Annotated in this window: 22 protein-coding genes and 1 tRNA gene; 12 read left to right on the top strand and 11 right to left on the bottom strand. The window is 67.7% G+C overall.

The window, feature by feature from the left end; genetic code table 11:
* Positions 1-78: 78 nt before the first annotated feature.
* Positions 79-1,692, top strand: coding sequence for a glutamate--cysteine ligase (gshA, locus tag DIE16_RS11840; protein WP_185640845.1), 1,614 nt, complete (start codon positions 79-81; stop codon positions 1,690-1,692).
* Positions 1,693-1,768: 76 nt separating this feature from the next.
* On the opposite strand, the gene DIE16_RS11835 is transcribed toward gshA, so the two are convergent.
* Entirely contained in the window at positions 1,769-2,080 is a 312-nt protein-coding gene (locus DIE16_RS11835; RefSeq protein ID WP_124486728.1) for a DUF4148 domain-containing protein, read from the bottom strand.
* A gap of 560 nt (positions 2,081-2,640) precedes the next feature.
* Between DIE16_RS11835 and DIE16_RS11825 the strand changes: the two genes are divergently transcribed.
* Entirely contained in the window at positions 2,641-4,281 is a 1,641-nt protein-coding gene (locus DIE16_RS11825; RefSeq protein ID WP_124486726.1) for an L-lactate permease, read from the top strand.
* Positions 4,282-4,437: 156 nt separating this feature from the next.
* On the opposite strand, the gene DIE16_RS11820 is transcribed toward DIE16_RS11825, so the two are convergent.
* Entirely contained in the window at positions 4,438-5,346 is a 909-nt protein-coding gene (locus DIE16_RS11820) for a LysR family transcriptional regulator (protein ID WP_124666581.1), read from the bottom strand.
* Positions 5,347-5,575: 229 nt separating this feature from the next.
* Here DIE16_RS11820 and DIE16_RS11815 point away from each other — a divergent pair, with 229 nt between their 5' ends.
* Both DIE16_RS11815 and DIE16_RS11810 read left to right on the top strand, forming a co-directional pair.
* On the top strand, positions 5,576-7,747 hold the full coding sequence (locus tag DIE16_RS11815; RefSeq protein ID WP_124892321.1) for a phosphocholine-specific phospholipase C: 2,172 nt from the start codon (positions 5,576-5,578) through the stop codon (positions 7,745-7,747).
* A gap of 195 nt (positions 7,748-7,942) precedes the next feature.
* Positions 7,943-8,668, top strand: a complete 726-nt coding sequence (locus tag DIE16_RS11810; protein WP_044847361.1) for a phosphonate utilization associated transcriptional regulator — start codon at positions 7,943-7,945, stop codon at positions 8,666-8,668.
* A 292-nt stretch (positions 8,669-8,960) separates the two neighbouring features.
* Here the strand turns inward: DIE16_RS11810 and DIE16_RS11805 are convergent, their stop codons facing one another.
* The 5 genes from DIE16_RS11805 to DIE16_RS11785 form a co-directional block, all read right to left on the bottom strand.
* Positions 8,961-10,349: an FAD-dependent oxidoreductase gene (locus DIE16_RS11805; RefSeq protein WP_124892320.1), complete on the bottom strand. Its 1,389-nt coding sequence runs from the start codon at positions 10,347-10,349 to the stop codon at positions 8,961-8,963.
* Between the two features lie 133 nt (positions 10,350-10,482).
* The gene (locus DIE16_RS11800; protein ID WP_124486721.1) at positions 10,483-11,613 is read right to left on the bottom strand and encodes a 2-aminoethylphosphonate--pyruvate transaminase; all 1,131 of its coding nucleotides are present in this window, start codon (positions 11,611-11,613) and stop codon (positions 10,483-10,485) included.
* A 48-nt stretch (positions 11,614-11,661) separates the two neighbouring features.
* Positions 11,662-13,389: a putative 2-aminoethylphosphonate ABC transporter permease subunit gene (locus DIE16_RS11795; RefSeq protein WP_124892319.1), complete on the bottom strand. Its 1,728-nt coding sequence runs from the start codon at positions 13,387-13,389 to the stop codon at positions 11,662-11,664.
* The gene (locus DIE16_RS11790) at positions 13,386-14,477 is read right to left on the bottom strand and encodes a putative 2-aminoethylphosphonate ABC transporter ATP-binding protein (RefSeq protein ID WP_124486719.1); all 1,092 of its coding nucleotides are present in this window, start codon (positions 14,475-14,477) and stop codon (positions 13,386-13,388) included. The genes DIE16_RS11795 and DIE16_RS11790 overlap by 4 nt, the downstream gene beginning before the upstream one ends.
* A 111-nt stretch (positions 14,478-14,588) precedes the next feature.
* Positions 14,589-15,644, bottom strand: coding sequence for a putative 2-aminoethylphosphonate ABC transporter substrate-binding protein (locus DIE16_RS11785; protein ID WP_124486718.1), 1,056 nt, complete (start codon positions 15,642-15,644; stop codon positions 14,589-14,591).
* A 217-nt stretch (positions 15,645-15,861) separates the two neighbouring features.
* Between DIE16_RS11785 and phnA the strand changes: the two genes are divergently transcribed.
* Both phnA and phnY read left to right on the top strand, forming a co-directional pair.
* Positions 15,862-17,100 carry a phosphonoacetate hydrolase gene (gene phnA / locus DIE16_RS11780; protein WP_124520568.1) on the top strand — a complete coding sequence of 413 codons (1,239 nt, stop codon included), beginning with the start codon at positions 15,862-15,864 and terminating at the stop codon, positions 17,098-17,100.
* Between the two features lie 27 nt (positions 17,101-17,127).
* A complete protein-coding gene (phnY, locus tag DIE16_RS11775) occupies positions 17,128-18,582 on the top strand; it encodes a phosphonoacetaldehyde dehydrogenase (RefSeq protein WP_124486716.1) in 1,455 nt (484 codons plus the stop codon).
* A gap of 90 nt (positions 18,583-18,672) precedes the next feature.
* Here phnY and DIE16_RS11770 read toward each other — a convergent pair whose 3' ends face one another.
* Entirely contained in the window at positions 18,673-18,948 is a 276-nt protein-coding gene (locus tag DIE16_RS11770; RefSeq protein ID WP_124486715.1) for a hypothetical protein, read from the bottom strand.
* A gap of 326 nt (positions 18,949-19,274) precedes the next feature.
* Here DIE16_RS11770 and DIE16_RS11765 point away from each other — a divergent pair, with 326 nt between their 5' ends.
* From DIE16_RS11765 to DIE16_RS11755, 3 genes are read left to right on the top strand one after another with little or no spacing between them, the layout of a single operon-like run.
* Entirely contained in the window at positions 19,275-20,057 is a 783-nt protein-coding gene (locus DIE16_RS11765) for an amino acid ABC transporter substrate-binding protein (RefSeq protein WP_124486714.1), read from the top strand.
* Between the two features lie 14 nt (positions 20,058-20,071).
* On the top strand, positions 20,072-20,752 hold the full coding sequence (locus DIE16_RS11760) for an amino acid ABC transporter permease (RefSeq protein WP_059534893.1): 681 nt from the start codon (positions 20,072-20,074) through the stop codon (positions 20,750-20,752).
* On the top strand, positions 20,749-21,507 hold the full coding sequence (locus tag DIE16_RS11755) for an amino acid ABC transporter ATP-binding protein (RefSeq protein WP_124486713.1): 759 nt from the start codon (positions 20,749-20,751) through the stop codon (positions 21,505-21,507). Before DIE16_RS11760 ends, DIE16_RS11755 begins: the two co-directional genes overlap by 4 nt.
* 29 nt (positions 21,508-21,536) lie before the next feature.
* Here DIE16_RS11755 and DIE16_RS11750 read toward each other — a convergent pair whose 3' ends face one another.
* Positions 21,537-22,352 (bottom strand): alpha/beta fold hydrolase, encoded by an 816-nt coding sequence (locus DIE16_RS11750; protein ID WP_124892318.1) that lies wholly within the window; start codon positions 22,350-22,352, stop codon positions 21,537-21,539.
* A gap of 81 nt (positions 22,353-22,433) precedes the next feature.
* Here DIE16_RS11750 and DIE16_RS11745 point away from each other — a divergent pair, with 81 nt between their 5' ends.
* Entirely contained in the window at positions 22,434-23,048 is a 615-nt protein-coding gene (locus DIE16_RS11745) for a CGNR zinc finger domain-containing protein (RefSeq protein WP_124520564.1), read from the top strand.
* A gap of 42 nt (positions 23,049-23,090) precedes the next feature.
* Here DIE16_RS11745 and DIE16_RS11740 read toward each other — a convergent pair whose 3' ends face one another.
* Both DIE16_RS11740 and DIE16_RS11735 read right to left on the bottom strand, forming a co-directional pair.
* Positions 23,091-24,140, bottom strand: a complete 1,050-nt coding sequence (locus tag DIE16_RS11740; protein WP_124892317.1) for a DUF3592 domain-containing protein — start codon at positions 24,138-24,140, stop codon at positions 23,091-23,093.
* Between the two features lie 190 nt (positions 24,141-24,330).
* Positions 24,331-24,406 (bottom strand) — tRNA-Lys (locus DIE16_RS11735).
* Positions 24,407-24,597: 191 nt separating this feature from the next.
* Here DIE16_RS11735 and DIE16_RS11730 point away from each other — a divergent pair.
* Positions 24,598-25,002: a PaaI family thioesterase gene (locus DIE16_RS11730; RefSeq protein ID WP_044847342.1), complete on the top strand. Its 405-nt coding sequence runs from the start codon at positions 24,598-24,600 to the stop codon at positions 25,000-25,002.
* An 8-nt stretch (positions 25,003-25,010) separates the two neighbouring features.
* Positions 25,011-25,877, top strand: coding sequence for a patatin-like phospholipase family protein (locus DIE16_RS11725; RefSeq protein ID WP_124892316.1), 867 nt, complete (start codon positions 25,011-25,013; stop codon positions 25,875-25,877).
* Positions 25,878-25,905: the final 28 nt, after the last annotated feature.

Raw genomic sequence — 25,905 nt, 5'->3', positions numbered from 1 at the left:
CCCGCTACCAACGAAGCGACCAATAATCCAGCCGGCCGCGCGGCATCCTGCGCGCGGCCGTCACGCACTTGCGTCTCCATGTCGAACACCATGACTCACCGCCAGTCCGAACTGCTGCTGAATCGTCTCGAAGCGCTGAGCTCGGGCCCGACGCGGCAGCATCTGCCCGACGGCCTGCGCGGCATCGAAAAGGAAAGCCTGCGCGTGACGCGCGACGGGATGATCGCGTTCACGCCGCATCCGCGCGCGCTCGGTTCGGCACTCACGCACCCGTCATTGACGACCGACTATTCCGAAGCGCTGATCGAACTGATCACGCCGGCGGAAGCCGACGCGTCGATCACGCTCGAACGCCTCGACGATCTGCACCGCTACGTGTATGCGTCGCTCGGCGACGAGATGCTGTGGAATAACTCGATGCCGGGCCAACTGCCGGCCGACGACGAAATCCCGATCGCCGACTACGGCACGTCGAACATCGGTCGCCTGAAGACGGTGTATCGCCGCGGCCTCGCGTATCGCTACGGCCGCACGATGCAGTGCATCGCCGGCATCCACTACAACTACTCGCTGCACGAGGAAGTGTGGCGGCGCCTGCATGCGGAAGAGGGCTCGACGGCCACGCTGGTCGACTACCAGTCGGAGCGCTATCTCGCGCAGATCCGCAACTTCCGCCGCCGCAGCTGGCTGTTGATGTACCTGTTCGGCGCGTCGCCCGCGCTCGACACGAAGTTCCTGCGCGGCAAGCCGCACAAGCTCGACACGTTCGACGCCGATACGCTGTACCGGCCATATGCGACGAGCCTGCGGATGAGCGACCTCGGGTACTCGAACACGACCGCGCAGGCCGCGCTGCAAGTCGATTACAACACGCTGCCCGCCTATCTCGACGCGCTGTCGAAGGCCGTGAGCGAGCCGTATCCGCCGTACGAGGCGATCGGCACGCATCGCGACGGCGAGTGGATCCAGATCAACACGAACGTGCTGCAGATCGAGAACGAGTTCTACTCGACGATCCGGCCGAAGCGCGTCACGTATTCGGGCGAGCGGCCGCTGCATGCGCTCGCGTCGCGCGGCGTGCAGTACATCGAAGTGCGCTGCCTCGACATCGATCCGTTCGAGCCGACCGGCATCGCGCTGGAGACCGCGCGCTTCATCGACGCATTCCTGCTCGCGTGCGCGCTCGACGAGAGCCCCGCGCTCGACTGCGACGCGTACAAGGAAGCGAACGCGAACTTCGGCAGCGTGACGATGGACGGGCGCAAGCCCGGGCTGACGCTGACGCGCGACGGCCAGCCGGTCACGCTGCAGGCGTGGGCGGACGACCTGATGGCCGATATCGAAACCATCGGGCGCCGTCTCGACGAGATCCGCGGTGGCGACGAGCATGCGCGTGCGATTGCCGCGCAGCGCGAGAAGCTCGCCGATCCGGAGCGCACGCCGTCGGCGCGCGTGCTGCGCACGATGCGCGAGAACGGGCAGTCGTTCCTCGCGTTCGCGTGCGCGCACAGCGAAGCGCATGCCGCGCATTTCCGCGCGAACCCGCCGTCGGCGGAGACGATGCGCGCCGAGCAGGCGCTCGCCGCGAAGTCGCTGGCCGAGCAGGCCGAGCTGGAAACGAAGGAGGCCGGATCGTTCGACGCGTTCGTCGCGGCCTATCGTGCGTATACGCTGAACCGCTTCAGCGTTTGACGGCCGCGGCCCGCTGCGCGTCGCGCGGCGGGCGGGCCGGTTGCGCAGTCACGCGCCCGGCCCGGTTTCGTCCGCTTCAGTGATGCGCGTACGTGTCGCGATCGACCACGTGCGGCAGTGCCGGTTTCCCCGATTCCACATTCGCATGGCCGTTGCTGCCGTAGCCGGCCGCGTCGCCGCGCGCCTGCGCGGCGCGCTGCATGACCGCCTGCATGTTTTGCGGAAAGTCCGGGCTGCTGGCGAGACTCGGCCGGTAGCCGGCGGCCTGCAGTTCCGCGAGTTCCTGGCGAACTTGCGCGCGGGTCAGCGTCGACGCGGCCTGGGCCTGGGCGGCGACAGCCGAGCCGATCAGCAGGAATGCGCACGCCGCAAGTTTCATGGTTTTCATCGTGTTTGCTCCGTGAGGTATCCGGCGCCGCGCCCTTCGTCGGCGCGGGCGGAATCGATGCAGCCAGTCTAGGCTTCGGACGCCAAACGAAACACCCCGCGTGCCGTCAGTCACCTTTGTCGCCTGAGCAACATTGCGCCGGCGGCATGCTGGCGTGCGTGTCAGTGCGGCGCCAGCCGCCGTTCAGCGTGCGGCGGATTCCGTGTGTCGACGCCGCGCGCATCGGGCTTGCCCTCCTTGTGCAAGCGCGATGCGCCTCCTAACCTTTTTTAAGCGACCGATCGGTCGGCGCTGCGGCATGGTTGCATGCGCAAGCGTCGGGCGATCTTCGCCGTCGTGGAACGCACGTTTGATACGGGACAGGAGCAAGCGCTAAAGCGCCAACTCCTGTCGACCGCGAAGCATGGGACAGGAGCAAGCGCTAAAGCGCCAACTCCTGTCGACCGCGAAGCATGGGACAGGAGCAAGCGCTAAAGCGCTAACTCCTATCGACCGCGAAGCATGGGACAGGAGTAACCGCTAAAGCGCTCACTCCTGTCGACACGGAGACACGAGACACGATGAATCCCACCGCAACCCTGCCGCCCGGCATCCTGTTCGCGCAGCCGTTGACGCCCGTCGCCAACTCGCTGTTCCTGTCGTTCCTCGTCGCGGTGATTCCGATCGCGGTCGCGCTGATCGCGCTCGGCGTGCTGCGCCGGCCGGCATGGCAGGCGTCGCTCGCCGGCCTCGTCACCGGCCTCGCGGTCGCGATCGGCGCGTGGGGCATGCCGGCCGGCCTCGCGTTCAACGCGGTCGGCGCCGGCATGGCGCTCGCGGTCGTGCCGGTGATGTGGATCGTGTTCAACGCCTTGCTGCTGTACAACATCGCGGTGAAGTCGGGCCGCTTCGACCAGTTCCGGCAGTGGATGCTCGACCACCTGCCCGACGACCGCCGCCTCGTGCTGCTCGTCGTCGCGTTCTCTTTCGGCTGCCTGCTCGAAGGGATCTCCGGGTTTGGCACGCCGGTCGCGATCACCAGCGCACTCTTGATCGCGCTCGGCTTCCCCGCGCTCGAAGCGCTCACCTACACGCTGCTGTTCAACACGGCGCCAGTCGCGTTCGGCGCGCTCGGCGTGCCGATCACCGTGCTCGGCGCGGTCACGTCGCTGCCGCCCGCGACGCTCGGCGCGATGGTCGGCCGGCAACTGCCGTTCTTCGCGCTGCTGCTGCCGTTCTACGTGGTCGGCGCGTACGGCGGCCTGCGCTCGATCTCGAAACTGTGGCCCGCGCTGCTCGTGTCGGGCGCGAGCTTCGCGATCGCGCAGTTCGTCACGTCGAATTTCCTCGGCTACCAACTCACCGACGTGCTGTCGTCGCTCACGTCGCTGATCGTCACGATCGGCTTCCTGCAGGTGTGGAAGCCGCAGCCCGATCCGCAATACGCGCTCGCGCGCAGCGTGCCCGCCACGGCCGGCGCCGCGCGCGCGGGCTTCGGCGGCTGGCTGCCGTGGATCGTCGTGTCGGTGGTCGTGATCGTCTGGGTGCACGCGAACATCGCGGCGATCGGCGACGTGAAGATCAAGTGGCCGGGCCTGCACAACGCGGTCTTCGTTTCGCTGTACCACAAGCCGTATGCGGCGATCTGGGACTTCCAGCCGCTCGGCACCGGCACCGCGATCCTCCTGTCGGCGATCATCACGGCCGTGCTGACGCGCACCGGCGCCGGCGCGTTCCTCGAATGCGTGGTCAAGACGTGGCGGCAGACGTGGATCGCGATCATCACGGTGATGATGATCGTCGGGCTTGCGTACCTGCTGAACTACTCGGGAATCAGCTACACGCTCGGCACCGGTGTCGCGTCGACCGGTGCGCTGTTCCCGCTCGTGTCGGCGTCGCTCGGCTGGATCGCGGTGTTCCTGTCCGGCAGCGACACGTCCGGCAACGCGCTGTTCGGCAACCTGCAGGTGGTCGCCGCGCGGCAACTCGGCCTCGATCCGGTACTGATGGCCGCGACCAACTCGTCGGGTGGCGTGATGGGCAAGATGATCTCGCCGCAGAACATCGCGACGGGCGTCTCGACGACCGACCTGAAGGGGCAGGAAGGCATCGTGTTCGCGCGCACCTTCTGGCACAGCGTGATCCTCACACTGCTGCTCGGCGTGCTCGTGTTCCTGCAGCAGCACGTGCTGACGTGGATGATCCCCGCGCTGCCGAAGTGACGCGCGGCGGGAAGCGGCAAGGAAGGCACGAGGAGCGCAACGACGGAAGGCGCGGGAACAACGCAGGAACAACGCAGGAACAACGCGGGAAACGCGCCCGGAAAAGCGCCGGGAAGCGCGAAGGGAAAAACGCGAAGCCGACGAACGCGCGGCGGCTCAGCGCGCGTTCACCGGCCGCGTCGCGTGCGTTGCGTCGCGGGTCGCGGTCTGCGCCGGTACGATGCACGCGAGGAACGCATCGATCGCCGGGCTTTGGCGGCGCGCCTTCAGGTAGTACACGTATTCGTCGATCGTCGTGTCGATGCCGCGCAGCGCGACGACGCGCAGGTCCGGGTGACGCTCGGCCTCGCCGCGCGGAAACAGGCTTCCGCCCACGCCATGCAGGATCGCCTCGCGGATCGCTTCGCGGCTGCCGATCTCGGCGACCGACGTGGCCGCGACCCCGGCCGCCGCGAGGATCGTCTCCGTGCAGCGACGCGTGACCGACCCTTCCTCGCGAATCAGGAGCCGCACGTCGGCGAGCTGCGCGGCGTCGATCGCGTCGAAGCGTGCGAGCGGATGGTCGCGATGCACGACGAGCACGAGCGGATCGGTCGAGATCACCTTGCGTTCGAGGCCGTCCGCGTCATTGCGCTGCGACGACACCGCGAGGTCGATGCGGAATTCGTGCAGCGCCTGCAGGATTTCCTCGGAATTGCCGATCCGGCACGTGAGCGCGATCGACGGATGCGCGTGCGAGAAGCGGCCGACCGCGTCCATGATGTAGTACGGCCCGGTCGCGCCGATCCGCAGATGGCCTTCGAACAGGCCGCCGACGTTGCGCAGCATGATGTCGGCCTGCGCCTCGAGCGCGATCATCTTCTCGACGAGCGGCAGCAGCTCGATGCCGGTCTCGGTGACCTCGAGCTTGCGGCCGCTGCGATAGAACAGCTCGACGCCGTACAACTGCTCGACCTGCCGGATCTGCGCGGCGATCGTCGGCTGGCTCACGCCCAGGTGGCGCGCGGCGCGCGTGATGCTGCCCTGCCGGACGGTCGCGTGGAACGCCTTCAGCTGATCGAACACGACTCGGCTTCTCCCCCCTCTTCATCGCGCGTCAGCGTAGCGCATGCGTGTGTCGGCCACGTGAAAGGTGCGTCGTGCGCCGCTTCGAAAAAAAGCTGGGGGTGACCGCAAGAAACCTGCTGGAACCGGTCACGGCCGGGACATGCCGGTGCGGAGTAATAGCGGCAACGCACCGACCGCCGGCCCCGCTCGACCGGCGCCACCCTTACCGACCCACAGGATCCTCCTCATGTCCGCCACCAATCGACGCGATTTCCTGCGCCTCGCCGCCCAGTCGGCCGGCGCGATGGCCGCCTACGCCGGCTTCCCGCCGGCGATCCGCAAGGCGCTCGCGATGCCGGCCGCCTATCGCACCGGCACGATCCGCGACGTCGAACACGTCGTGATCTTCATGCAGGAAAACCGCTCGTTCGACCATTACTTCGGCGGGCTGCGCGGCGTGCGCGGCTTCAACGACCCGCGCCCGCACCTGCTGCCGAGCGGCGCGCCGGTGTGGCAGCAGCCGCCGGCGTCGGTGTTCACGAAGAACTACCACTCGCGCGGGCTCGACCCGTCCGCGCCGTACGTGCTGCCGTTCTACCTCGACCCGAAGCAGACGACCGAATTCCAGCCGGGCACCAACCACGGCTGGAGCAGCGGCCACCTGTCCTGGAACAACGGCCAGTGGGACCAGTGGGTGAACCAGAAGCAGGACGTGCTGACGATGGGCTACCTGAAGCGCCAGGACCTCACGTACCACTACGCGCTCGCCGACGCGTTCACGATCTGCGATTCGTACTTCTGCTCCGCGCACGCCGACACGGCGCCGAACCGCATCTACCTGTGGACCGGCACGATCGATTCGCGCAACGTGTACGGCACGCAGCCGAACGGCCCCGGCATCGGCGAGCGCAACAACACGAACGGCTACACGTGGACGACCTACGCGGAACGCCTCGAGAACGCGAAGATCAGCTGGAAGCTGTACCAGGGCGGCACGGGCATCCCGGGCGACCCGACGGACAACTACACCGACAACTCGCTGATGTTCTTCAAGCGCTTCCAGGTGAAGGAAGGCGCGAGCGGCCCGCTGGTCGACAAGGGCGCGTCGGACCACACGCTCGCCGAGCTGAAGGCCGACGTGCAGGCGAACCGGCTGCCGCAGGTGTCGTGGATCGTGTCGCCGTACAAGTACAGCGAACACCCGCAGGCGTCGCCGACCGACGGCGCGTTCTACATCAACATGGTGCTCGAGGCGCTGACGTCGAACCCCGAGGTGTGGGCGAAGACGGTGTTCATCCTCAATTACGACGAAAACGACGGGCTGTTCGACCACGTCGTGCCGCCGGTGCCGCCGGTCACGAGCGGCGTGGGCGGCCAGGGCATCGTGTCGTCGAACCTGCTGTCGAACCTCGGCGACGAACTGCTCGACCTGAACAAGTACCCGGGCGAGATGAGCCCGCTCGTGCCGGGTGCGGACCCGGGGGGCATCCAGCCGATCGGCCTCGGGCCGCGCGTGCCGCTGATCATCATCTCGCCGTGGACGAAGGGCGGCTGGGTCTGCTCGGAGACGTTCGACCACACGTCGGTGCTGCGTTTCCTCGAAGCGCGCTTCGGCGTGCAGGAGCCGAACATCAGCGCGTGGCGCCGCTCGGTCTGCGGCGACCTCACGTCGGCATTCGATTTCTCCGCGCGACCCGATACGCGCACGGTGAGCTTCACGGTGCCGCAGCACATCCAGACGGCCGGCCAGGCGTACCAGGTGCCCGCGCAGCAGTCGATGCCGGCGCAGGAGCCCGGCACGCGTCCGGCGCGGGCGCTGCCGTACGAGCTGTTCGTGCATGCCCGCGTGAACGGCCGCGACGACAGCGTGTCGCTCGATTTCGCGAATTCGGGTGACGCGGGCGCCGCATTCTACGTGTACGACCGCCGCAATCCGGCGACGCCGCCGCGCCGTTACGCGGTGTCCTCGCACGACCGCTTCGCCGATACCTGGAGCACGTCGGCCGCGCGCGGCGACTACCATCTCGCCGCCTATGGCCCGAACGGCTATCTGTGCGAATTCCAGGGCAACACGCGGCTGGCCGCGGACGGCCGCCACGCGAACCCGGAAGCGAAGATCGGCTACGACGTGCGCAACCGCCACGTGTACCTGCAGCTGCGCAACAGCGGCGGCGCGGCGTGCCGCGTGGTCGTCGACAACGCGTACAGCCATGCGCATGCACGCAGCTACACGCTGGAGCCGGGCGAGCGCATCGAGGATCACTTCGAGCTGTCGTCGAGCCACGGCTGGTACGATCTGACGATCACCGCGACCACGCTGCGCGGTGGCGACGACAAGGTCGTGCGCCGCTTCGCGGGCCACGTCGAGACGGGGCGGCCGAGCCAGAGCGACCCGGGGCCGGTGAAGCAGCCGGCCTGACGGCAGGCCCGCATCGAGCGGTTCGGCGTGCTCACGCCGGCCGCACGATGCCGCGTGCCGGTTGCATTCCGGCACGCGGAACCGGTTTTTGGAAACTGAAAACTGTTGACAATGTATCGGGCCGAGGGTATATAACGATCATTCGCCGACATGGCGCCCTCGTTTTTCTTCCGCAGCGTCGCTGCCTGCCCGACCATGACTGCCCCGAACGCGCTCAACGCCATCGAACTCCTGCAAAGCCAGTCGCTCGCGATGATTGTCCAGGACATGCTCGAGCGCGCGATCGTGTCCGGCGAATATGCGCCGGGCGAGAAGCTCAACGAAGTCGATATCGCGACCAAGCTGAACGTGTCGCGCGGCCCCGTGCGCGAAGCATTCCGCGCGCTCGAGCAGGCCGGGCTGCTGCGCAACGAGAAGAACCGCGGCGTGACGGTGCGCGTCGTGCCGCTGCGCGAGGCCGAAGAGATCTACGAAGTGCGCGCGATGCTCGACGAGTCGGTCGCGCGCGCGCTCGCGAAACGCATTTCGCCCGACACGCTGAAGGTGCTGAAGGGCATCATCCAGTCGATGAAGGATGCCGCGAAGACGCACGACGTCACGCGCTATACCGAGCTGAACGTGCAGTTCCACGACGCGATGGTGGTCGGCGTCGGCAATACGCATCTCACCGACACCTATCGCCGGCTCGTGCGCCAGCTCGGGCTGCTGCGCCAGGCCGCGATCGAGGCCGAGGAGGATGCGATCGCGGTGTCGGCGGCCGAGCACGACAAGATCGTGCAGGCGCTCGCGAGCGGCGACGAGGAGAAGGCGGTCGCACTGGTGCGCGAGCATGTCGCGCACGGCCTCGCGCGGATGCGCCGCACGCACGAGCAGGGGTTGCCTGCGGCGGGGAAGGCGGCGCGTGAGAAGGCCGGCGCGTGAGCGGGTTGCGGCGCGGGTTTCACCGCGCGTCGATGGCGACAGGGCGCTGAACCGATCGGTCAGCGCCTTTTGTTTTTTGCATCGCTGGCGCGGTTACTTGCGGTGCGTGATGTTCGTCGCGTCTGACTGGTTCAGTTTCCGCCGAAGGAGACGAGATCCGAGTCGATGGTGGTGATCGTCGGCGCGTTGATCATTTGCCGCTCCGTTTATCGAAGAGATCGTCCAGGACCCAGCCGGTGCCAGTCTCGCAGCGCACCTGTGTGTAGGCCCCTTTATTGCATGGCGCCCGCCATCACGCCTTGTCCGCCTTCCCCGCCGCGCTCGCGAACTTCGCGAGCCACGTATCGACCATCGCCGGCCTCCGGCTCTCATCCTCCGCACGCTCCTTGCGACGAATCGCATTGCGCACCACGTGCGCGCCCACATAGCGGATCGGCTCCGGCGGGAAATGGCCGAGCGGGCCGCGCACGATCGGGCTGCGCGTCCACGCGTTGTCGAGCCCGAGCACCAGCGACGACAGGATCTGCCCGCCCATGTAGGTCGGCCCGACGCCGTTGCCTGAATAGCCGAAGCCGTAGAACACGTTCGGCGCGCCATCGAGGCGACCGAAGAACGGGAAGCCCGTCACCGAGCGATCCGACGGGCCGTTCCAGCTCGCGGTGACCGGCACGCCCGCGAGCGACGGAAAGAATTCGCGCAGGCTCTGCGTGAGCTGCGCCTCGTACGGCGAGCGCCGGTCGAACACCGGCGCGATGCGGCTGCGCCACGAGAACGTGTTGCCGCCCTTGCCGAGCATCAGCCGGCCGTCGGCGGTCGTGCGGTAGTAGTACACGAAGATCCGCGAATCGAGCACCGACACGCCGTCGACGAGCCCGGTCCGTTCCAGCAGTTCCGGGCATTTCTCGGTGATGACCATGTCGCTCGACACGACCGCGATCGTGCGCTCGAACTGCGGGAAGCGGCTCGCCATCCACGCGTTGATCGCGAACACCAGCTTGCCGGCGCGCACGCTGCCGGACGGCGTCCGAACGACGGCCGGCTGCCCTGGCGTGAAGTCGACGAGCGGCGTGCGCTCGTAGATCCGGATCCCCATCTCGAGCGCGACGCGGCGCAGCCCGCGCACGAGCTTGCCCGGATGCACGGTCGCGGCGATCGGCGAGTACACGCCGTCGAGATTGCGCGCGGAGCCCGAGCGGCGCGCGACCTCGGCGGCCGGCAGCGGCTCGTAGCTGTGGATACCGCACGCGGCGAGCGCGTCGAGCACCGGCGCGAGCGTGCCGACCTGCGCGCGCGACGTCGCGGTGTACAGCGTGCCGTCGAGCCGCAGTTCGGCATCGATGCGATGCGTGCGACAGAAGTCGGCGATGTGCTGGACGGCCGCCTCCGACGCCTTCACGAGCCGGATCGCCTCCGCTTCGCCGAACAGGCGCCGCAGCGTCAGGAATTTGGCTGACCACGTGAGCAGGCACCCGCCGTTGCGCCCGCTCGCGCCGGCGCCGCACAGGTCGGCCTCGAGCATCGCGATGTCGAGCGCCGGGTTCTGCTGCTTCGCCTGGATCGCGGTCCAGAGTCCCGTGAAGCCGCCGCCGACGATGCAGACGTCGGCCTCTATCGCGCCCTGCAGCGCGGGGGCGAGATCGCCGTCGTTGAACAGTGCTTGTTCGATCCAGAAGGGTCGCATCGGATGTCGTGCCGGTAAGGGTCGAGAGAATTGCCGTGCCGCACACGGCGGTAAAACGCAAAACGAAAGCGAACCCGTCGCACCGCAACGCACGGCGACCGGCCGCGCGCCGCGGTACGGCGGATGCCTCGCGTCAGGCCGCCGCTTCGGCCGACACGCGCCGCACGCCCATCGCCTTCAGCGTGTCGGCGATCGCGGCGACCGCGCCCGGAATGCCGGCCTCGCCGAAGTGGCCGATGCAGCCGACGCGGAACGTGTCGACCTCGGTCAGCTTGCCCGGATACAGAATGTAGCCGCGCTTTTTGACCTCCTGATAAAACCGCTTGAAGTCGTAGTTCGGATCGTCTGGCGCATGGAACGTGACGATGATCGGCGCCTGGATCGCGGAATCGAGGAACGGCCGGAACCCGAGCGCGCGCATTCCGTCGATCAGCGCGCGCGTGTTGCGCTGGTAGCGGCCACCTCGTGCGGCGAGCCCGCCTTCGTCGACGTATTGCGCGACGGCCGCATCGAGCGCCGCAACCACGTGCGTGGGCGGCGTGAAGCGCCATTGCGTCGTGCGCTGCATGTAGACCCACTGGTCGTACAGGTCCATCGCGAGCGAATGGCTGTTGCCTTCGCAGCGTTCGAGCGCGGTGCGCTTCGCGATCACGAAGCCGAGCCCCGGCACGCCTTCGAGACACTTGCCGGACGCGGCGATCACCGCGTCGAACGGCGTCGTGCGCGCATCGATGTCGATCGCGCCGAACGAGCTCATCGCGTCGACGATCAGCCCGCGGCCGTGTTTCGCGACGACCTGCGCGACTTCGTGCAGCGGGTTCAGCACGCCGGCGCCGGTTTCGCAGTGCACGAGCGCGACGTGCGTGATGGTCGGATCGCCGGCGAGCGCGCGCTCGACGTCGGCCGGATCGACGCGGCGGTCCTCGCTGTAGTCGATCGTCGTGAGCTTGCGGCCGAGCACGCGGCAGATCTTCGCGAGGCGCTGGCAGTACGCGCCGTTGTTCGGCACCAGCACGTGGCCGTCGCGCGGCACGAGCGTGCCGATCGCCGCCTCGACCGAGAACGTGCCGCTACCCTGCAGCGGCACGCATTCGTGCGTGCCTTCGCCGTGCACGATCTGCAGCAGCCGTTCGCGCAGCCGCGCGGTGATCGCGTTGAAGTCGCTGTCCCACGAACCCCAGTCGCGCAGCATCGCGTCGCGCGTGCGCTCCGAGGTCGTCAGGGGGCCGGGGGTGAGCAGGATGGGCTGGGTGGCGAGCGTCATGGTGTCTCCTTGGTGAAGTCGGGACGTCACGTGAATGCGGCGAACGGATCAGCGGCGATGCGGGGTGCGCCAGGCCTGCGTGCGGCGCAACAGGCGGTGCGAGATGCAGGCGAACAGCACGCACGCGAACGACGAGGTCGCGAGTACGAGCGTCGCCATCGCGGCGGCCGGGCCCATCTGGCCCGCGTCGTCGAGGTTCAGGATCGCGACGGAGGCGGGCTGCGTGTCCGGCGAGTACAGGAACGCGACGGCGGAGACCGTCGTCATCCCGTTGACGAACAGGTAGCGCGCGATCAGCAGGATCGCGGGCAGGCACACGGGCACGGTCACGCGCAGGAAGGTCCTGTAGAACGGCACCTTCAGCGACGCGGACACGGCCTCGAACTCGCTGTCGATCTGCCGCAGCGCGGTGACGGCGGTCAGGTGGCTCGACGCGTAGTAGTGGACGACCGTGACGATCGCGAGCAGCCACAGCGACCCGTACAGCCCGTTGAGCGGATTGCCCGGTGCGTTGAACAGGAAGATGTAGCTGATGCCGAGCACGAGGCCCGGCACGCCCATCGGCAGGATCGCGCACAGGCTGATGAAGCCGCGCAGCCAGCGTGCGCCGCGGGTCTTCTCGATCAGGTAGGCGCCGCCGAACACGACGATCGTGCCGCCGAGCGCGACGGTCGCGGCCATCCGCAAGCTGTTCTTGTACGCGTCGAAGATGCCGGCGCCGATCAGTCCCATCTCGTAGTGCTGCAGCCCGACGCTCATCTGGTACGGCCAGAACTTCACGAACGACGCGAACACCGAGATGCCGACCACCGCGATGAAGAACGCGCACACCAATGCGCAGTACGCGAGCATCGCGGCGTCGAAGCCGCGTGACGGCTTCGGCTGGTACGGCGTCGAGCGCGCGCCGAGCTGCGACTGCTGGCGGCGGCGGATGAAGAAGTCGACACCGAACGCGACCAGCGCCGGGCACAGCAGCATCAGGCTCACGACCGCGCTGCGGTTGAAGTCCTGCAGCCCGATGATCAGCTTGTAGATGTCGGTCGACAGCACGTTGTACGAGCCGCCGATCACGACCGGCACGCCGAAGTCGTTGATGCACATCGTGAAGGCCACCATCGTCGCGCTGATCAGCCCGTACTTCGCGCCCGGCAGCGTGATCGTGAAGAACTTGCGCACGCGGCTCGTGCCCATCGCGTCGGCGGCTTCGTAGAGCCGGCCGTCCGCGAGCGACAGCGCGGTGACGAGGATCATCAGCACGTGCGGAAACGATGCGTACACCATGCTCAGCACGATCCCCGGCAGTCCGTAGATCGAGTGGCCGTGCAGCAGCGGCTTGAGCAGCCCCGCGTTGCCGAACCAGTAGATGAACGACACGGCGGACAGCAGCGTCGGCGCGAGCAGCGGCAGTAGCGCGATCGTGCGTGCTGCGTTCTTCAGCGGCATGCACGAGCGTGTCAGCGCATACGCGAACGTGAACGCCATCGGCACGACGATCATCGTGACGAGCGCGCCGACCGTCAGCGAATGAAGCATCGAGCGCAGCACGCCGCTGTCCTCGAGATACTCGACGAAGTTGTGTGCGCCGACGAAGCGGCCGTCCGTATCGACGAAGCATTTCTGCACGACGAGCGCGAGCGGCAGCAGCAGGAACAGCGACATCAGCGCGGCCATCGCGACGAGCGCGAGCTGTGCGAGGCGGTCGTGCCAGTGCGTGAGCTGCCGCACGTCGGCGGAGGCGGCCGTGCCGCGGCGGCGTTCGGTGAGGACGGCGCTCATTGCAGTCGCTCCTTCGCGCTCGGGAACACGCGGACATGCTCGCGATCGAGCGCGAGGTCGATGCGCGCGCCGGCCTGCACGCCGGTGCGGTCGACGTCGTGATACGACAGGTCGGCGACGATTTCCTGGCCGTCGAGCCCGTCGATCCGGAAGCTCACGCGACAGAACGCGCCGAGGAACTCGAGCTTCTCGACGCGGCCGGCCAGCACGTTGTCGGCCGTCTCGCCCGGAATGCGGATGCGCAGATCCTCGGGCCGCACGTAAACCGACACGGCCGCGCCCTGGGCCGGCCGGTTCGCGCCATGCCGGCAGTCGAAGCCGACGCCGCCCGCACGCAGCGTGCCGTCCTGCGCGACTTCGGCGGGGATCGTGTTGACGCGGCCGATGAAGTCCGCGACGAACGGCGACGCGGGCTGGCGGTAGATTTCGAGCGGCGTGCCGATCTGCTCGATCACGCCGTGATTCATCACGACGATGCGGTCGGCCATCGACAGCGCCTCCTCCTGGTCGTGCGTGACCATGATCGTCGTCACGCCGAGCCGCTGCTGCAGCGCGCGGATCTCCTGGCGCAGCCGCACGCGCACGCGCGCATCGAGCGCCGACAGCGGCTCGTCGAGCAGCAGCAGGCCGGGCGACGTCGCGAGCGCGCGCGCGAGTGCGATGCGCTGCTGCTGGCCGCCGGACAGCTGGCCGGGATGCTTGCGATGGCTGTCGGGCAGGCCGACCAGCGCGAGCAGCGTATGCACGCGCTCGTGGATCGCGTCGCGCTTCATCCGGCGGTTCACGAGCCCGTACGCGACGTTGTCGAAGACGGTGAGGTTCGGAAACAGCGCGTACGACTGGAACACGATCCCGTAGTCGCGCAGTTGCGGCGGCAGCCGCGAGATGTCGCGGCCGTCCTGCATGATGTGGCCGGCGCTTTGCGCCTCGAGCCCCGCGATGATCCGCAGCAGCGTGGTTTTCCCGCAGCCGGACGGCCCCAGGAAGCAGATCATCTCGCCCTTCATCACGCTCAGGTTGATGTCGGTGAGGACCTGTGTGTCGTTGTACCGCTTTTCGATGCGTTCTACGCTCAGATAGGGTGCCATGCACGCCTCCACGCTGCGGGCGGCCCGAATGCGGGCCGGATACGACGATCGGAAGGGAGGCGGGGCGGCGCGTGTCGCGGCCCCGCTGCCTGGTGCGGCGTTATCGCCGCGTCATTGCTGCGCTTTCGCCCCGTAGCGCTTCTGCCAGGTATCGAGGATCGACTGACGGTTCTTCGCCGACCACACGAAGTCGTTCTTCACGAGCAGGTCCGCGTAGTTGTCGGGGATGCCGGCCAGCTTGCGCGCGACGCCCGGGTACGCGACGATCGCCCACCAGCGCGCGGTGATCTCGTTCGCGTCCTTGCTCGCCATGAAGTCCGCGAGCTTCTTCGCGGCGTCGGGCTGCCTGGTCGTCTTCATGATCGCGGTGCCTTCCATGTCCCAGCCGAGCCCTTCCTTCGGGAACACGAGATCGATCGGCGCGCCCTGCGCCTGCAGTTCATGACCGCGGAACTCGAACGAGATGCCGATCGGGAATTCGCCGGTGCCGGCGAGCGTGCACGGCTTCGAGCCCGAATGCACGTACTGCGCGACGTTCTTGTCGAGTGCGTCCATGAATTTCCAGCCGCGATCGTCGCCGAAGGTCTGCAGCCAAGCGGTGACGTCGAGATAGCCGGTGCCCGACGACACCGGGCTCGGCATCACGATCGCGCCTTTGTAGACCGGCTTCGTCAGGTCTTCCCACGACGTCGGCTTCGGGATGTTCTTCGCCTGCGCGGCGACGCGGTTGTAGCAGATCGTCGCGCCCCACACGTCCATGCCGACCCAGTGCGGCGGCGTGTTCGCGTCGCTGTACTTGCGCGTGAGCTGGTCGAAGCCCTTCGGCGCATACGGCATCAGCATCCCCTGCAGGTCGAGCAGCGTGAGGCTCGATGCGGCGAGGCCGAGGATGACGTCCGCGCGCGGGTTGTTCTTCTCCGCGAGCAGCTTCGCGGTGACCGAGCCGGTCGAGTCGCGCACCCAGCGGATCTCGATGTCGGGGTTCGCTTTCTCGAAGGCGTCCTTGTAGGGCTTCATCGCCTCGTCCTCCAGCGCGGTGTAGACGAGCAGCGACGTCTTCGCATGCGCCGCCTGCGCGGCGCCGAGCGCGACCGCGGCGGCCAGCGCGACGCGCGCCGCGCCCGTCGCCCATGCATTGAAACGCTTCTGTACCGGCACTTCGTTCATCTTCAGACCCCTTGACCGTGGCGCCGCGGGATGCGGCGGATGAGTGGAGACCAGCCCTCTTCGTACTGCCTCGTGTTTCCGTCTTTTGCTTTCTGTTCTCTGCATGTTGTTGACAATCTACAAATCATCAATTTTAATGTCAAGCATGGAAAACACCTCCTCGGCGCGGCGCGGGCGCCGACAGCTCAACCCCTTCGAACCGAAAGGACTGAACGTCATGACTGAAACGCCTGTATCCGTGGAAGTGAACGGCCGCCGCTACAACTGGATGCGCCGCCCCGTGGTGGTGGTCTGCGTCGACGGCTGCGCCTACGAGTATCTCGAGATGGCGGCCGAGGCCGGCGTCGCGCCGTTCCTGCGCACGCTGCTGAAGCCGGGCACGGCGCTCAAGGGCGAGTGCGTGGTGCCGAGCTTCACGAACCCGAACAACCTGTCGATTGTTACCGGCGTGCCGCCGGCGATCCACGGGATAAGCGGCAACTACTTCTACGATCGCGACACCGGCGCCGAGGTGCTGATGAACGATCCGAAGTACCTGGTCGCGCCCACCGTGCTCGCGACCTTCGCGGAACAGGGCGCGCGCGTCGCGGTCGTCACCGCGAAGGACAAGCTGCGCCGCCTGCTCGGCAAGGGGCTCAAGGGCATCTGCTTCTCGTCGGAGAAGGCCGACGAGGCGAGCCTCGAGGAAAACGGCATCGACAACGTGCTCGAGCTGGTCGGCAAGCCGGTGCCGAGCGTGTACAGCGCGGACCTGTCGGAGTTCGTGTTCGCGGCCGGCGTGCGCCTGCTCGAGACGCGCCCGATCGACCTGATGTACCTGTCGACGACCGACTACGTGCAGCACAAGTGCGCGCCCGGCACCGACGGCGCGAACGCGTTCTACCAGATGATGGACGCGTACCTGAAGCGGCTCGACGAACTCGGCGCGATCGTCGCGATCACGGCCGACCACGGGATGAACGCGAAGCACGACGGCGAGACCGGCGAGCCGAACGTGATCTATCTGCAGGAGCTGTTCGACGACTGGCTCGGCCACGACGCGGCGCGCGTGATCCTGCCGATCACCGATCCGTACGTCGTGCACCACGGCGCGCTCGGCTCGTTCGCGACCGTCTACGTGCCGGACGACGCCGATCCCGACGCGCTGCGCGCGCGGCTCGCCGCGGTGGACGGCATCGAGGTCGTGCTGACGGGCGCCGAAGGCTGCGCGCGCTTCGAGCTGCCGCCCGAGCGGATGGGCGACCTGATCGTGATCTCGAAGCAGGACGTCGTGCTCGGCACGCGCCGCATCAAGCACGACCTGTCGGGCCTCGACGTGCCGCTGCGCTCGCACGGCGGGATCTCCGAGCAGATCGTGCCGCTGATCTTCAGCAAGCCGGTCGCGACCGACGTCGCGGGCCGCGCGCGGCTGCGCAACTTCGACATCATCGACATCGCGCTCAACCATCTGCAGTGACGCGGACGCATCCGCCAGGAGACACTCATGAACGCCATTGCAGCATCGACGGAGGTTCGCACGGTTCATCGTGAAGCACTGCGAATCGATGGTGAAAGGATTCAGCGCGATGCGGTAATCGAAGTGCGCAACCCGTACGACGGCTCGCTCGTCGGCACCGTGCCGAAGGCGACGCTCGACGACGTGCGGCGCGCATTCGCGGTCGCGCGTGCGTACCGGCCATCGCTCACGCGCCACGAACGCGCGGCGATCCTGCGCCGCGCGGCCGACATCGTGCGTGCGCGCACCGCCGGGATCGCGGCGCTGATCACGGCCGAGGCCGGCTTGTGCATCAAGGATTCGACGTATGAAGCCGGGCGCGTGGCCGACGTGCTCACGTTCGGCGCGGGCGAAGTGCTGAAGGACGACGGACAGATCTTCTCGTGCGATCTGACGCCGCACGGCAAGAAGCGCCGCGTGTACACGCAGCGCGAACCGCTGCTCGGCGTGATTTCCGCGATCACGCCGTTCAACCATCCGATGAACCAGGTCGCGCACAAGGTCGTGCCGTCGGTCGCGACCAACAACCGGATCGTCGTGAAGCCGTCGGAGAAGGTGCCGCTGTCGTGCTACCTGTTCGCGGACATCCTGTATGAAGCCGGCCTGCCGCCGCAGATGCTGCAGGTGATCACCGGCGACCCGAAGGAGATCGCCGACGAGCTGATCACGAATCCGGCGATCGACCTGATCACGTTCACCGGCGGCGTGTCGATCGGCAAGTCGATCGCGTCGCGGATGGGCTACCGGCGCGCGGTGCTGGAACTCGGCGGCAACGATCCGATCATCGTGATGGAGGACGCCGATCTCGACGAAGCGAGCACACTGGCGGTGTCGGGTTCGTACAAGAACTCGGGGCAGCGCTGCACCGCGATCAAGCGGATGCTCGTGCACGAGGCGGTGGCCGATCGCTTCACCGAGCTGGTCGTCGAGAAAACCCGCGCGTGGGCCTACGGGAACCCGGCCGATCCGTCGGTCGACATGGGCACCGTGATCGACGAAGCGGCCGCGAAGTTCTGCGAGCAGCAGGTGAACGACGCGATTGCGCGCGGTGCGCGGCTTCTGGTCGGCAACGTGCGCGACGGCGCGCTGTATTCGCCGACGGTCGTCGATCGCGTGACGCCCGACATGCCGCTCGTGAAGTACGAGACATTCGGGCCCGTGTCGCCGATCATGCGTTTTCGTGACATCGACGAGGCGATCCGGATGTCGAACAGCACCGACTATGCGTTGTCGTCGTCGGTCTGCACGAACCGCTTCGACAGCATCACGCGCTTCATCACGGAGCTGGAAGTCGGCAGCGTGAACGTGCGCGAGGTGCCGGGCTACCGGCTCGAGCTGACGCCGTTCGGCGGCGTGAAGGATTCGGGCCTCGGCTACAAGGAAGGCGTGCAGGAGGCGATGAAGAGCTTCACGAACACGAAGACCTACTCGCTGCCGTGGTAAGCGGTGTGTGATGCACACGCGCCGGCTCGAAGGCCGGCGCGCGCAATTTCCCCATGACGGGAGGCGGCCGCGACAGCCGCCAGGCGACGGTCAATCGTCGTCGTGATGGTGATGACGCCAGCCGCGATGCCAGCCGTTGTCGTGCCGGTAGTAGCGGTAACGGTATTCGCCATAGTACGGGCCGTAATAGACCGGCGCCGGCTCGTACACGACGGGCGGCGGCGGCGCGTAGTAGACAGGCGGCGGCGCCTCGATCACGGGCCCCGGCACGCCGAAATACACGCCGACGTCGGCACGCGCGAACGCACTTGCCGACAGGCAGGCGGCCGCGATGCCGACGGCACTGGACAACAGGATGCGTCTCATTTGCCGTTCACTCCGTCCGCGGGGACCAGGCCCGCGAGCAATCGTTTTACCTGCCTTCATGGTACGTAGCGCATGCCCAATGGGTGATACCGCAGTGTCGCTTCTGTAACCGCAGGTAACGATTCGTCAGACGATCGCCGCGCTGCATCGCGTGGGATTTCGTCTGCGGAATGGGCGCGGCTCGCCGGCGCGTTATTCGACGCGCTCATATCGTTAGCGGATTTGCGTTTTTGCCGGATATCGGCGCGTCGGTAGAATTCGCGGACCTCTCGCGCGGCCGTTCGGGCCGGCGGGTCCACTCCCTTCTATCGTTCGGGGTCCGCACCATGAAATTCCTTCGCTCCATCCTGGTCGTCGCATTGCTGCAGGCCACTGCCGTCACGAGCGCGCTGGCGGCCGACGATCTCGCGCAGATCAAGTCGGCCGGTGTGTTCCGGGTCGGCACCGAAGGCACGTACGCGCCGTTCACGTATCACGATGCGTCGGGCAAGCTGACCGGCTTCGACGTCGACATCGCGAGCGCGATCGCGCAACGGCTCGGCGTGAAGGCGGAGTTCGTCGAAGGCAAGTGGGACGGGCTGATCGCGGGCCTCGACGTGAACCGCTACGACGCGGTCGTCAACGAAGTGTCGATCACCGATGCGCGCAAGGCTAAATACGATTTCTCGACGCCGTACATCACGTCCCGCGCGGTGCTGATCGTGCGTGCGGACAACACGTCGATCCGCTCGTTCGACGACCTGAAGGGCAAGAAATCGGCGAACACGCTGACCAGCAATTTCGGCAAGCTCGCGGCCGCGCACGGCGCGGACGTGGTGCCCGTGCAGGGCTTCAACGAATCGATCGACCTGCTGAGCGCGGGACGCGTCGACGCGACGATCAACGATTCGCTGTCGTACCTCGATTTCCGCAAGCACAAGCCCGACGCGAAACTGAAGATCGCGGCGACCGACACGAGCGGCGCCGGCGATGCATCGGGCGTGCTGCTGCGCAAGGGCAGTCCCGCGCTGGTGGCGGCGATCGACAAGGCGCTCGCGGACCTCAAGGCCGATGGCACCTACGCGAAGATCTCGCAGAAGTACTTCGGCCGCGACGTGTCGCAGCCGTGACGCGAGGCTGACCGATGCCGCCCTGGCTGCACTTGATGGCGGAATCGCTGCGGCCCCTGCTGGTGGCGGGGCTCGTGTTCACGGTTCCGCTCACGCTCGCGTCGTTCGCGATCGGGCTGCTGCTCGCGTTCGGCGCGGCGCTCGCGCGCCTGTTCGGGCCGCGCTGGGCGCAGGCCGGCGTGCGTTTCTACATCTGGCTGTTTCGCGGCTCGCCGCTGCTCGTGCAGCTGTTCGTGATCTTCTACGGACTGCCGAACGTCGGCATCGTGCTCGATCCGCTGACCGCCGCCGTGATCGGCTTCTCGCTGAACGTCGGCGCGTACAACGCCGAGGTGATCCGCGGCGTGATCGAATCGATCCCGAAAGGGCAGTGGGAAGCCGCGTACTCGATGGCGATGACGCGCGCGCAGGCGCTGCGCCGCGCGATCCTGCCGCAGGCCGCGCGCGTCGCGCTGCCCGCGCTGTCGAATTCGTTCATCTCGCTGGTAAAGGACACGTCGCTCGCGGCCGTGCTGACGGTGCCCGAGATCTTCCAGGCCGCGCAGCGCATCGCGGCCGTCACCTACGAGCCGCTGATCCTCTATACCGAAGCCGCGCTGATCTATCTGCTGTTCAGCTCGGTGCTCTCGTCGCTGCAGCGTCGGCTCGAGCTGCGCTTCGGGCGCCATGCGCTGTTCCACGCGGAGTTGCGATGATCCGTCTCGAACGCATCGACAAGTCGTTCGGCGCGCAGCGCGTGCTGACCGGCATCGACCTCGCATTGCAGCCCGGCAGCGTGACCGCGTTGATCGGGCCGTCCGGCAGCGGCAAGAGCACGCTGCTGCGCTGCGTGAACCTGCTCGAAGTGCCGGAGGCGGGCGCGCTCACGGTCGGCGACGCCCGCATCGACTTCGCGGCGGGGCGCCGCCCGTCGCGCGATCACGTGTTCGCGGTGCGCCGTCAGACCGGCATGGTGTTCCAGAACTTCCAGTTGTTTCCGCACCTGAGCGTCGTGCAGAACGTGATGGAAGGGCTCGTGACCGTGCAGCGCTGGCCGCGCGAGCAGGCGCGCGAACGGGCGCTCGCGTTGCTGGACAAGGTCGGTATCGCCGACAAGGCCGACGCATGGCCCGCGACGTTGTCGGGCGGCCAGCAGCAGCGCGTGGCCATCGCACGCGCGCTCGCGCCGTCGCCGCAGGTGCTGCTGTGCGACGAGCCGACGTCCGCGCTCGATCCCGAATTGTCCGTCGAAGTCGTCGAAGTGCTGCGCCAGCTCGCGCGGGAAGGCACGACGATGCTGATGGCCACGCACGACCTGCGCCTGGCTGCGTCGGTCGCGCACGATGCGGTGTTTCTCGCGGATGGCCGCGTGGTCGAGGCCGGCGCGTCGCGCGAGCTGTTCGGGCGGCCGCGAGATCCGCGCACCGCGAAGTTCGTCGCGACGCTCGCGCAGGGCGTGCCGGCCTTCTGATTGGCCACGCCACGCGGCTGCGTGGGCGATCATTCCTGTCCGTGTGCGTCGAGCACCGCGGCGACGATCGCCTCGGGCGCATCCTCCTGGACCAGGTGCCCCGCGCGCGGCACGCGGATCAGCGTGCCGCCCGCGATGCGATCGGCGAGCGCCTGCCCCTGTTCGCGCGGAATCCACGCGTCGTCCTCGCCCCACACGATGCGCACCGGAAAGTCCGGCGGCGCATAACGGGCCTCGGCTTCCTCGATATAGCGCTGGCGCATCTGCGCGATCTGCCGATAGAACGCCGGCTGGCCGGCCGGCGTGAGCCACGGCGAGCGGTAGATCGACAGCACGTCGTCGCTCAACGGCCGTGCGACCGCATTGCCGATGTAGGCCGACACGAGTGCGTGATGCGCATACGCCGGCAGCCCGGTGAACGCGGCTTCGTGCTGCGCGACATGACGCACGAACGGCGAGCCTTGCGGCGCGATCGCGACGGGGTTCACGAGTGTCAGGTCCGAATACGCGATGCTGTCGAGGAAATGCGCGCGCAGCACGGTTGCGCCGCCGTAGTCGTGCGCGAGTACGCGCGGGCGTGAAAGTTTCCATTCGTCGAGCAGCGCGCCGAACAGCACGTTCTGCCGGCCGAGCGAGACGTCCGTGTCGGGCATGTCCGACTGGCCGTAGCCGAGCAGGTCGTAGAAGAACACGCGATGACGCCGTGCGAGCCACGGCGCGATGCGGCGCCACACCTGCGACGAGAACGGCGTCCCGTGCACGAGCACGAGCGGCGGCCCTTCGCCGAGCGTGCCCCATGCGATCCGGTGACCTTCAAAATTGTAGCGATTGGCGAGCTCGAGCATCGGCGCCTCCGTGCTAACCTGTTTTGGTTGTTAACAGGTTACGCCTGTTCACTCGGATGTGAAACCGATAGGTGAAAATAAATGGTTACTCGACACGAGCCTGCGCGAGCGGCGCATACATGGCGTGCGGCCGATTTCGTCGGCGGCCATCCGGCGCTCGATTTCCTGAACACGGTGGCCGACACGGGCAAGACGCGCGATGAGGACAAACTCGTCGACTGGCCGGCCGTGCGTGCCTGGGCCGGGAAGTCGGGGTTGCTGGCGGAGGCCGACCTGACGCGGTTTCTGCGTCATCCCCGGCAGGACGGCGCGGACGAACTCGTCGCGCTGCACGGTTTTCGCGAGGATGCGTATGCGGCGCTCGCGCACCTGACCGCCGGCGAAGGCGGCAGTGCCGGCGCGCGAGCGGCGGACCGGCTCGCCGAGGCGATTCGCGATGCGATCGGGCGCAGCAGATTCGACGCGGTCGACGGCCGCTTCGCGTGGCGGCCCGATGCGCGCGCCGCGTCGCGCTGGATCGACGCGGCCGCGCTCGGGTTCGAGCATCTGCTGCGCGGCGATGATTTCGCGCGCGTGCGCCAGTGCGGCCGCTGTACGTGGTTCTTCGTCGATCGCGGCCGCGGCGTCGGACGCCGCTGGTGCGACATGCGCACGTGCGGCAACCGAGCGAAGGTGGAGGCGTTCAGGGAGCGGTGAAGCCGTGGTCGCGACGTTGGCGGCCCGGTTTTTCCGCGTTCGTCATTCGGCGAGTTCGTGCGGCCGAGGCTCGGGCCACAGCGCCCCGACGACGAACAGTCCGGCGACGAGGAACGGCGCGCCGATCGCGAACAGGATGGCCGTGAGCCCCCACCGGTCCCAGAACCGGTCGATGACCGCGCGCTCGGGCGTGACGGGGTCGTACAGCACGTCGACCACCTCGCCTTCGTACAGCCCGGGGCGCGACGAGGTCGAGCCTTGCGCGAACGTGACGGGGCGGCCGCTGTCGGTCGTGAACGCGATGGTCGCCGAATAGAGCGACGTGCGCGTGCGGGACGACTGGGCGGTTTCCGCGATCTCGACGACATGGCCGGTCGAGTGCGCGTAATGGCGGGCGATCTGCCACTGGCGCAGCCCGGCGGCGCCGGCGCCGGCCAGGAAGCCGGTGCCGATCGCGATCGGAATCAGCACGATCGCGATGTTCCAGCGGCGCCGGACCGCTTTGCGGGCGGCTGGCGCAGACAGCGCGTCGGCCTGCCGGCCGCGGCGCGCGTTCACGTACAGCAGGCTACCGATCGCCAGCGATGCGACTGCAAGCAGCGCCGGCACCGCGACGGGCAACCAGCGTTGCGTGAAATCGTCGATCAGTGCGGGACGGTTCGGGTGGGCCGGATCGACCAGGACGTCCACGCTTTCGCCGATGTCGTACGCCGGGACCACCGATGCGGTATTGCCGGCGACTTCGCGGCGGCGGCCGTCGTTCGCCAAATAGGCGACGATCGGGCGGTATGCACGCATCGCGTCGCTGTCCTGCACGATGCGTACGACCGTGCCCGGCGTACGGATCAGGTCGCCGGCCGCATGGCTCGCGGTGACGGCGAGCATGGCTGCGACCACGAGCAGCGCAACGCCGAGCGCGAGTGCGACGAGCGCGTCCTTACGCGGCATGGCCGGATCCGTAGTGCGTGTCACGCGACGGACCCGGATGCGATCGGGGCAAGGGTGCGACACGATGTGCGTGCCGTTGTCGGCGTGACCATGCCCTCTGAATGGTCGCGTCTCGTTCACATGATTCCATGTCTGACGTCCCATGCTCTCTCAGTGCCGGCGGCGATACGGCGATCGCCGTCCCGGTCGTGTGATATTTTGTCGGACGATTCTAGCGGAAAGTACCTGGGCGAGGCATCAATGTGATTGCCTGTCGCGAGGAGGGGCCGAGGCCGGGCGGCGCCGGAAATGGAAAAAGGCCGGTCAGCTTGCGCTGACCGGCCTTTGGAATTCCTGGTGGGGCGTGAGTGACTCGAACACTCGACCTACGGATTAAGAGTCCGCTGCTCTACCAACTGAGCTAACGCCCCCAACAGAAGAAAGATTATGCCCGTGTATTTCGGACTTGGCAAGCCCTTTCTGCGAATTTCCTCAAAATATTTCGTGGCGGCGACGGCCGCCGTCGCCGCGGTAATGAGCCATCGCAGTTGGCGCGCTCCCGGTATGATGACGTCCACACCCGTTGCGCGGCGGTCGCGCAACGTTTTCTGGACATTCGAAGATGGACGAAAACGCAGTCCGCGAATTGCTGGATCGCCTGCTGGCCCCGTGGGTCCGCTCGCTCGGTCTGGTTCCCGTATCGATCGGCGACGACAGCGTCACGATGCGCCTGCCGTTTTCCGGCGAATTCCGTCATTCGGGCGGCGTCATCTGCGGCCAGGTGTTCACGGCCGCCGCCGACACCGCGATGGTGGTCGCGATCTCGGCCGCGCTCGGCGAGTTCCGGCCGATGACCACCGTCTCGCTGAACACGAACTTCATGCGTCCGGTGCGCAAGGGCGACGTGCTCGTCACCGCGCGCGTGCTGCGGATGGGCCGCAACCTGGTATTCGGCGAAGTCGAGCTGTTCGACGAGGACGGCAAGATGGCCGTTCACGCGACGTCGACCTACGCGCTCGTCAGCTGAGCGGCGCCATGTTCGACCAGATCGTCTTCGCGGGCGGCGGCAATCGCTGCTGGTGGCAGGCCGGCTTCTGGGACGTCGCGCAGCCGGCGCTGGGCCTGCGCCCGCGCGTGATCGCGGGGATCTCGGCCGGCGCGGCGACCGCCTGCATGCTGTATACACGCGACGCCGCGTGGGTGATGCGCTATTACGAGGAAGCGCTGCGCCACAACCGCAAGAACGCGTACTGGGGCAACCTGTTCGGCCGCGAGCCGGTGTTTCCGCATTACCGGATCTACCGTCAGGCGCTGCTCGACATCTACGGCGAGCCGTTCGCGCGGCTCGCCGACGCGCCGGAGATCCGCATCGGCGTGTCGCACGTGCCGCGCTGGCTCGGCGCGCGCAGCGCGGTCGCCGCGGGCCTCGTCGCATACAACATCGAAAAGTACCTGCGCAAGACGCTGCACCCGACGCTCGGGCGCACGCTCGGTTTCCGGCCCGAGTTCGTGCGCGCGCAGGCGTGCGCGAGTGTCGAGGAACTCGCCGACCTGATCCTGCAGTCGTCGTGCACGCCGCCGTTCACGCCGGTGCTGCGCCGCGGCGGCCGGCCGGTGCTCGACGGCGGGATGGTCGACAACGTGCCGGTCGACGCGCTCGACGCGTCGCCGGGCGACGTGCTGGTGCTCGTCACGCGGCTGTATCCGCGCCCGCAGATGTTCACGGTCGCGCACGGCGACCAGCGGCGGCTGTATGTGCAGCCGTCGAGCAAGGTGCCGATTTCGAGCTGGGATTACACGAGTCCGTCGCAGATGCGGCATGCGTACGACCTCGGACGGCGCGACGGCGAGCATTTCCTCACGCGCGTCGACGCGATGACGGGCGGCCGCGTGGCCGCCTGAAGGCGGGGAAGGCGGGAAGCCCGGCAGC

Source organism: Burkholderia sp. Bp9090 (assembly GCF_003857985.1).
Classification (GTDB): domain Bacteria; phylum Pseudomonadota; class Gammaproteobacteria; order Burkholderiales; family Burkholderiaceae; genus Burkholderia.
Note: the sequence above shows the minus strand (reverse complement) of the source record. Positions and strands in the feature narration are given on the sequence as shown.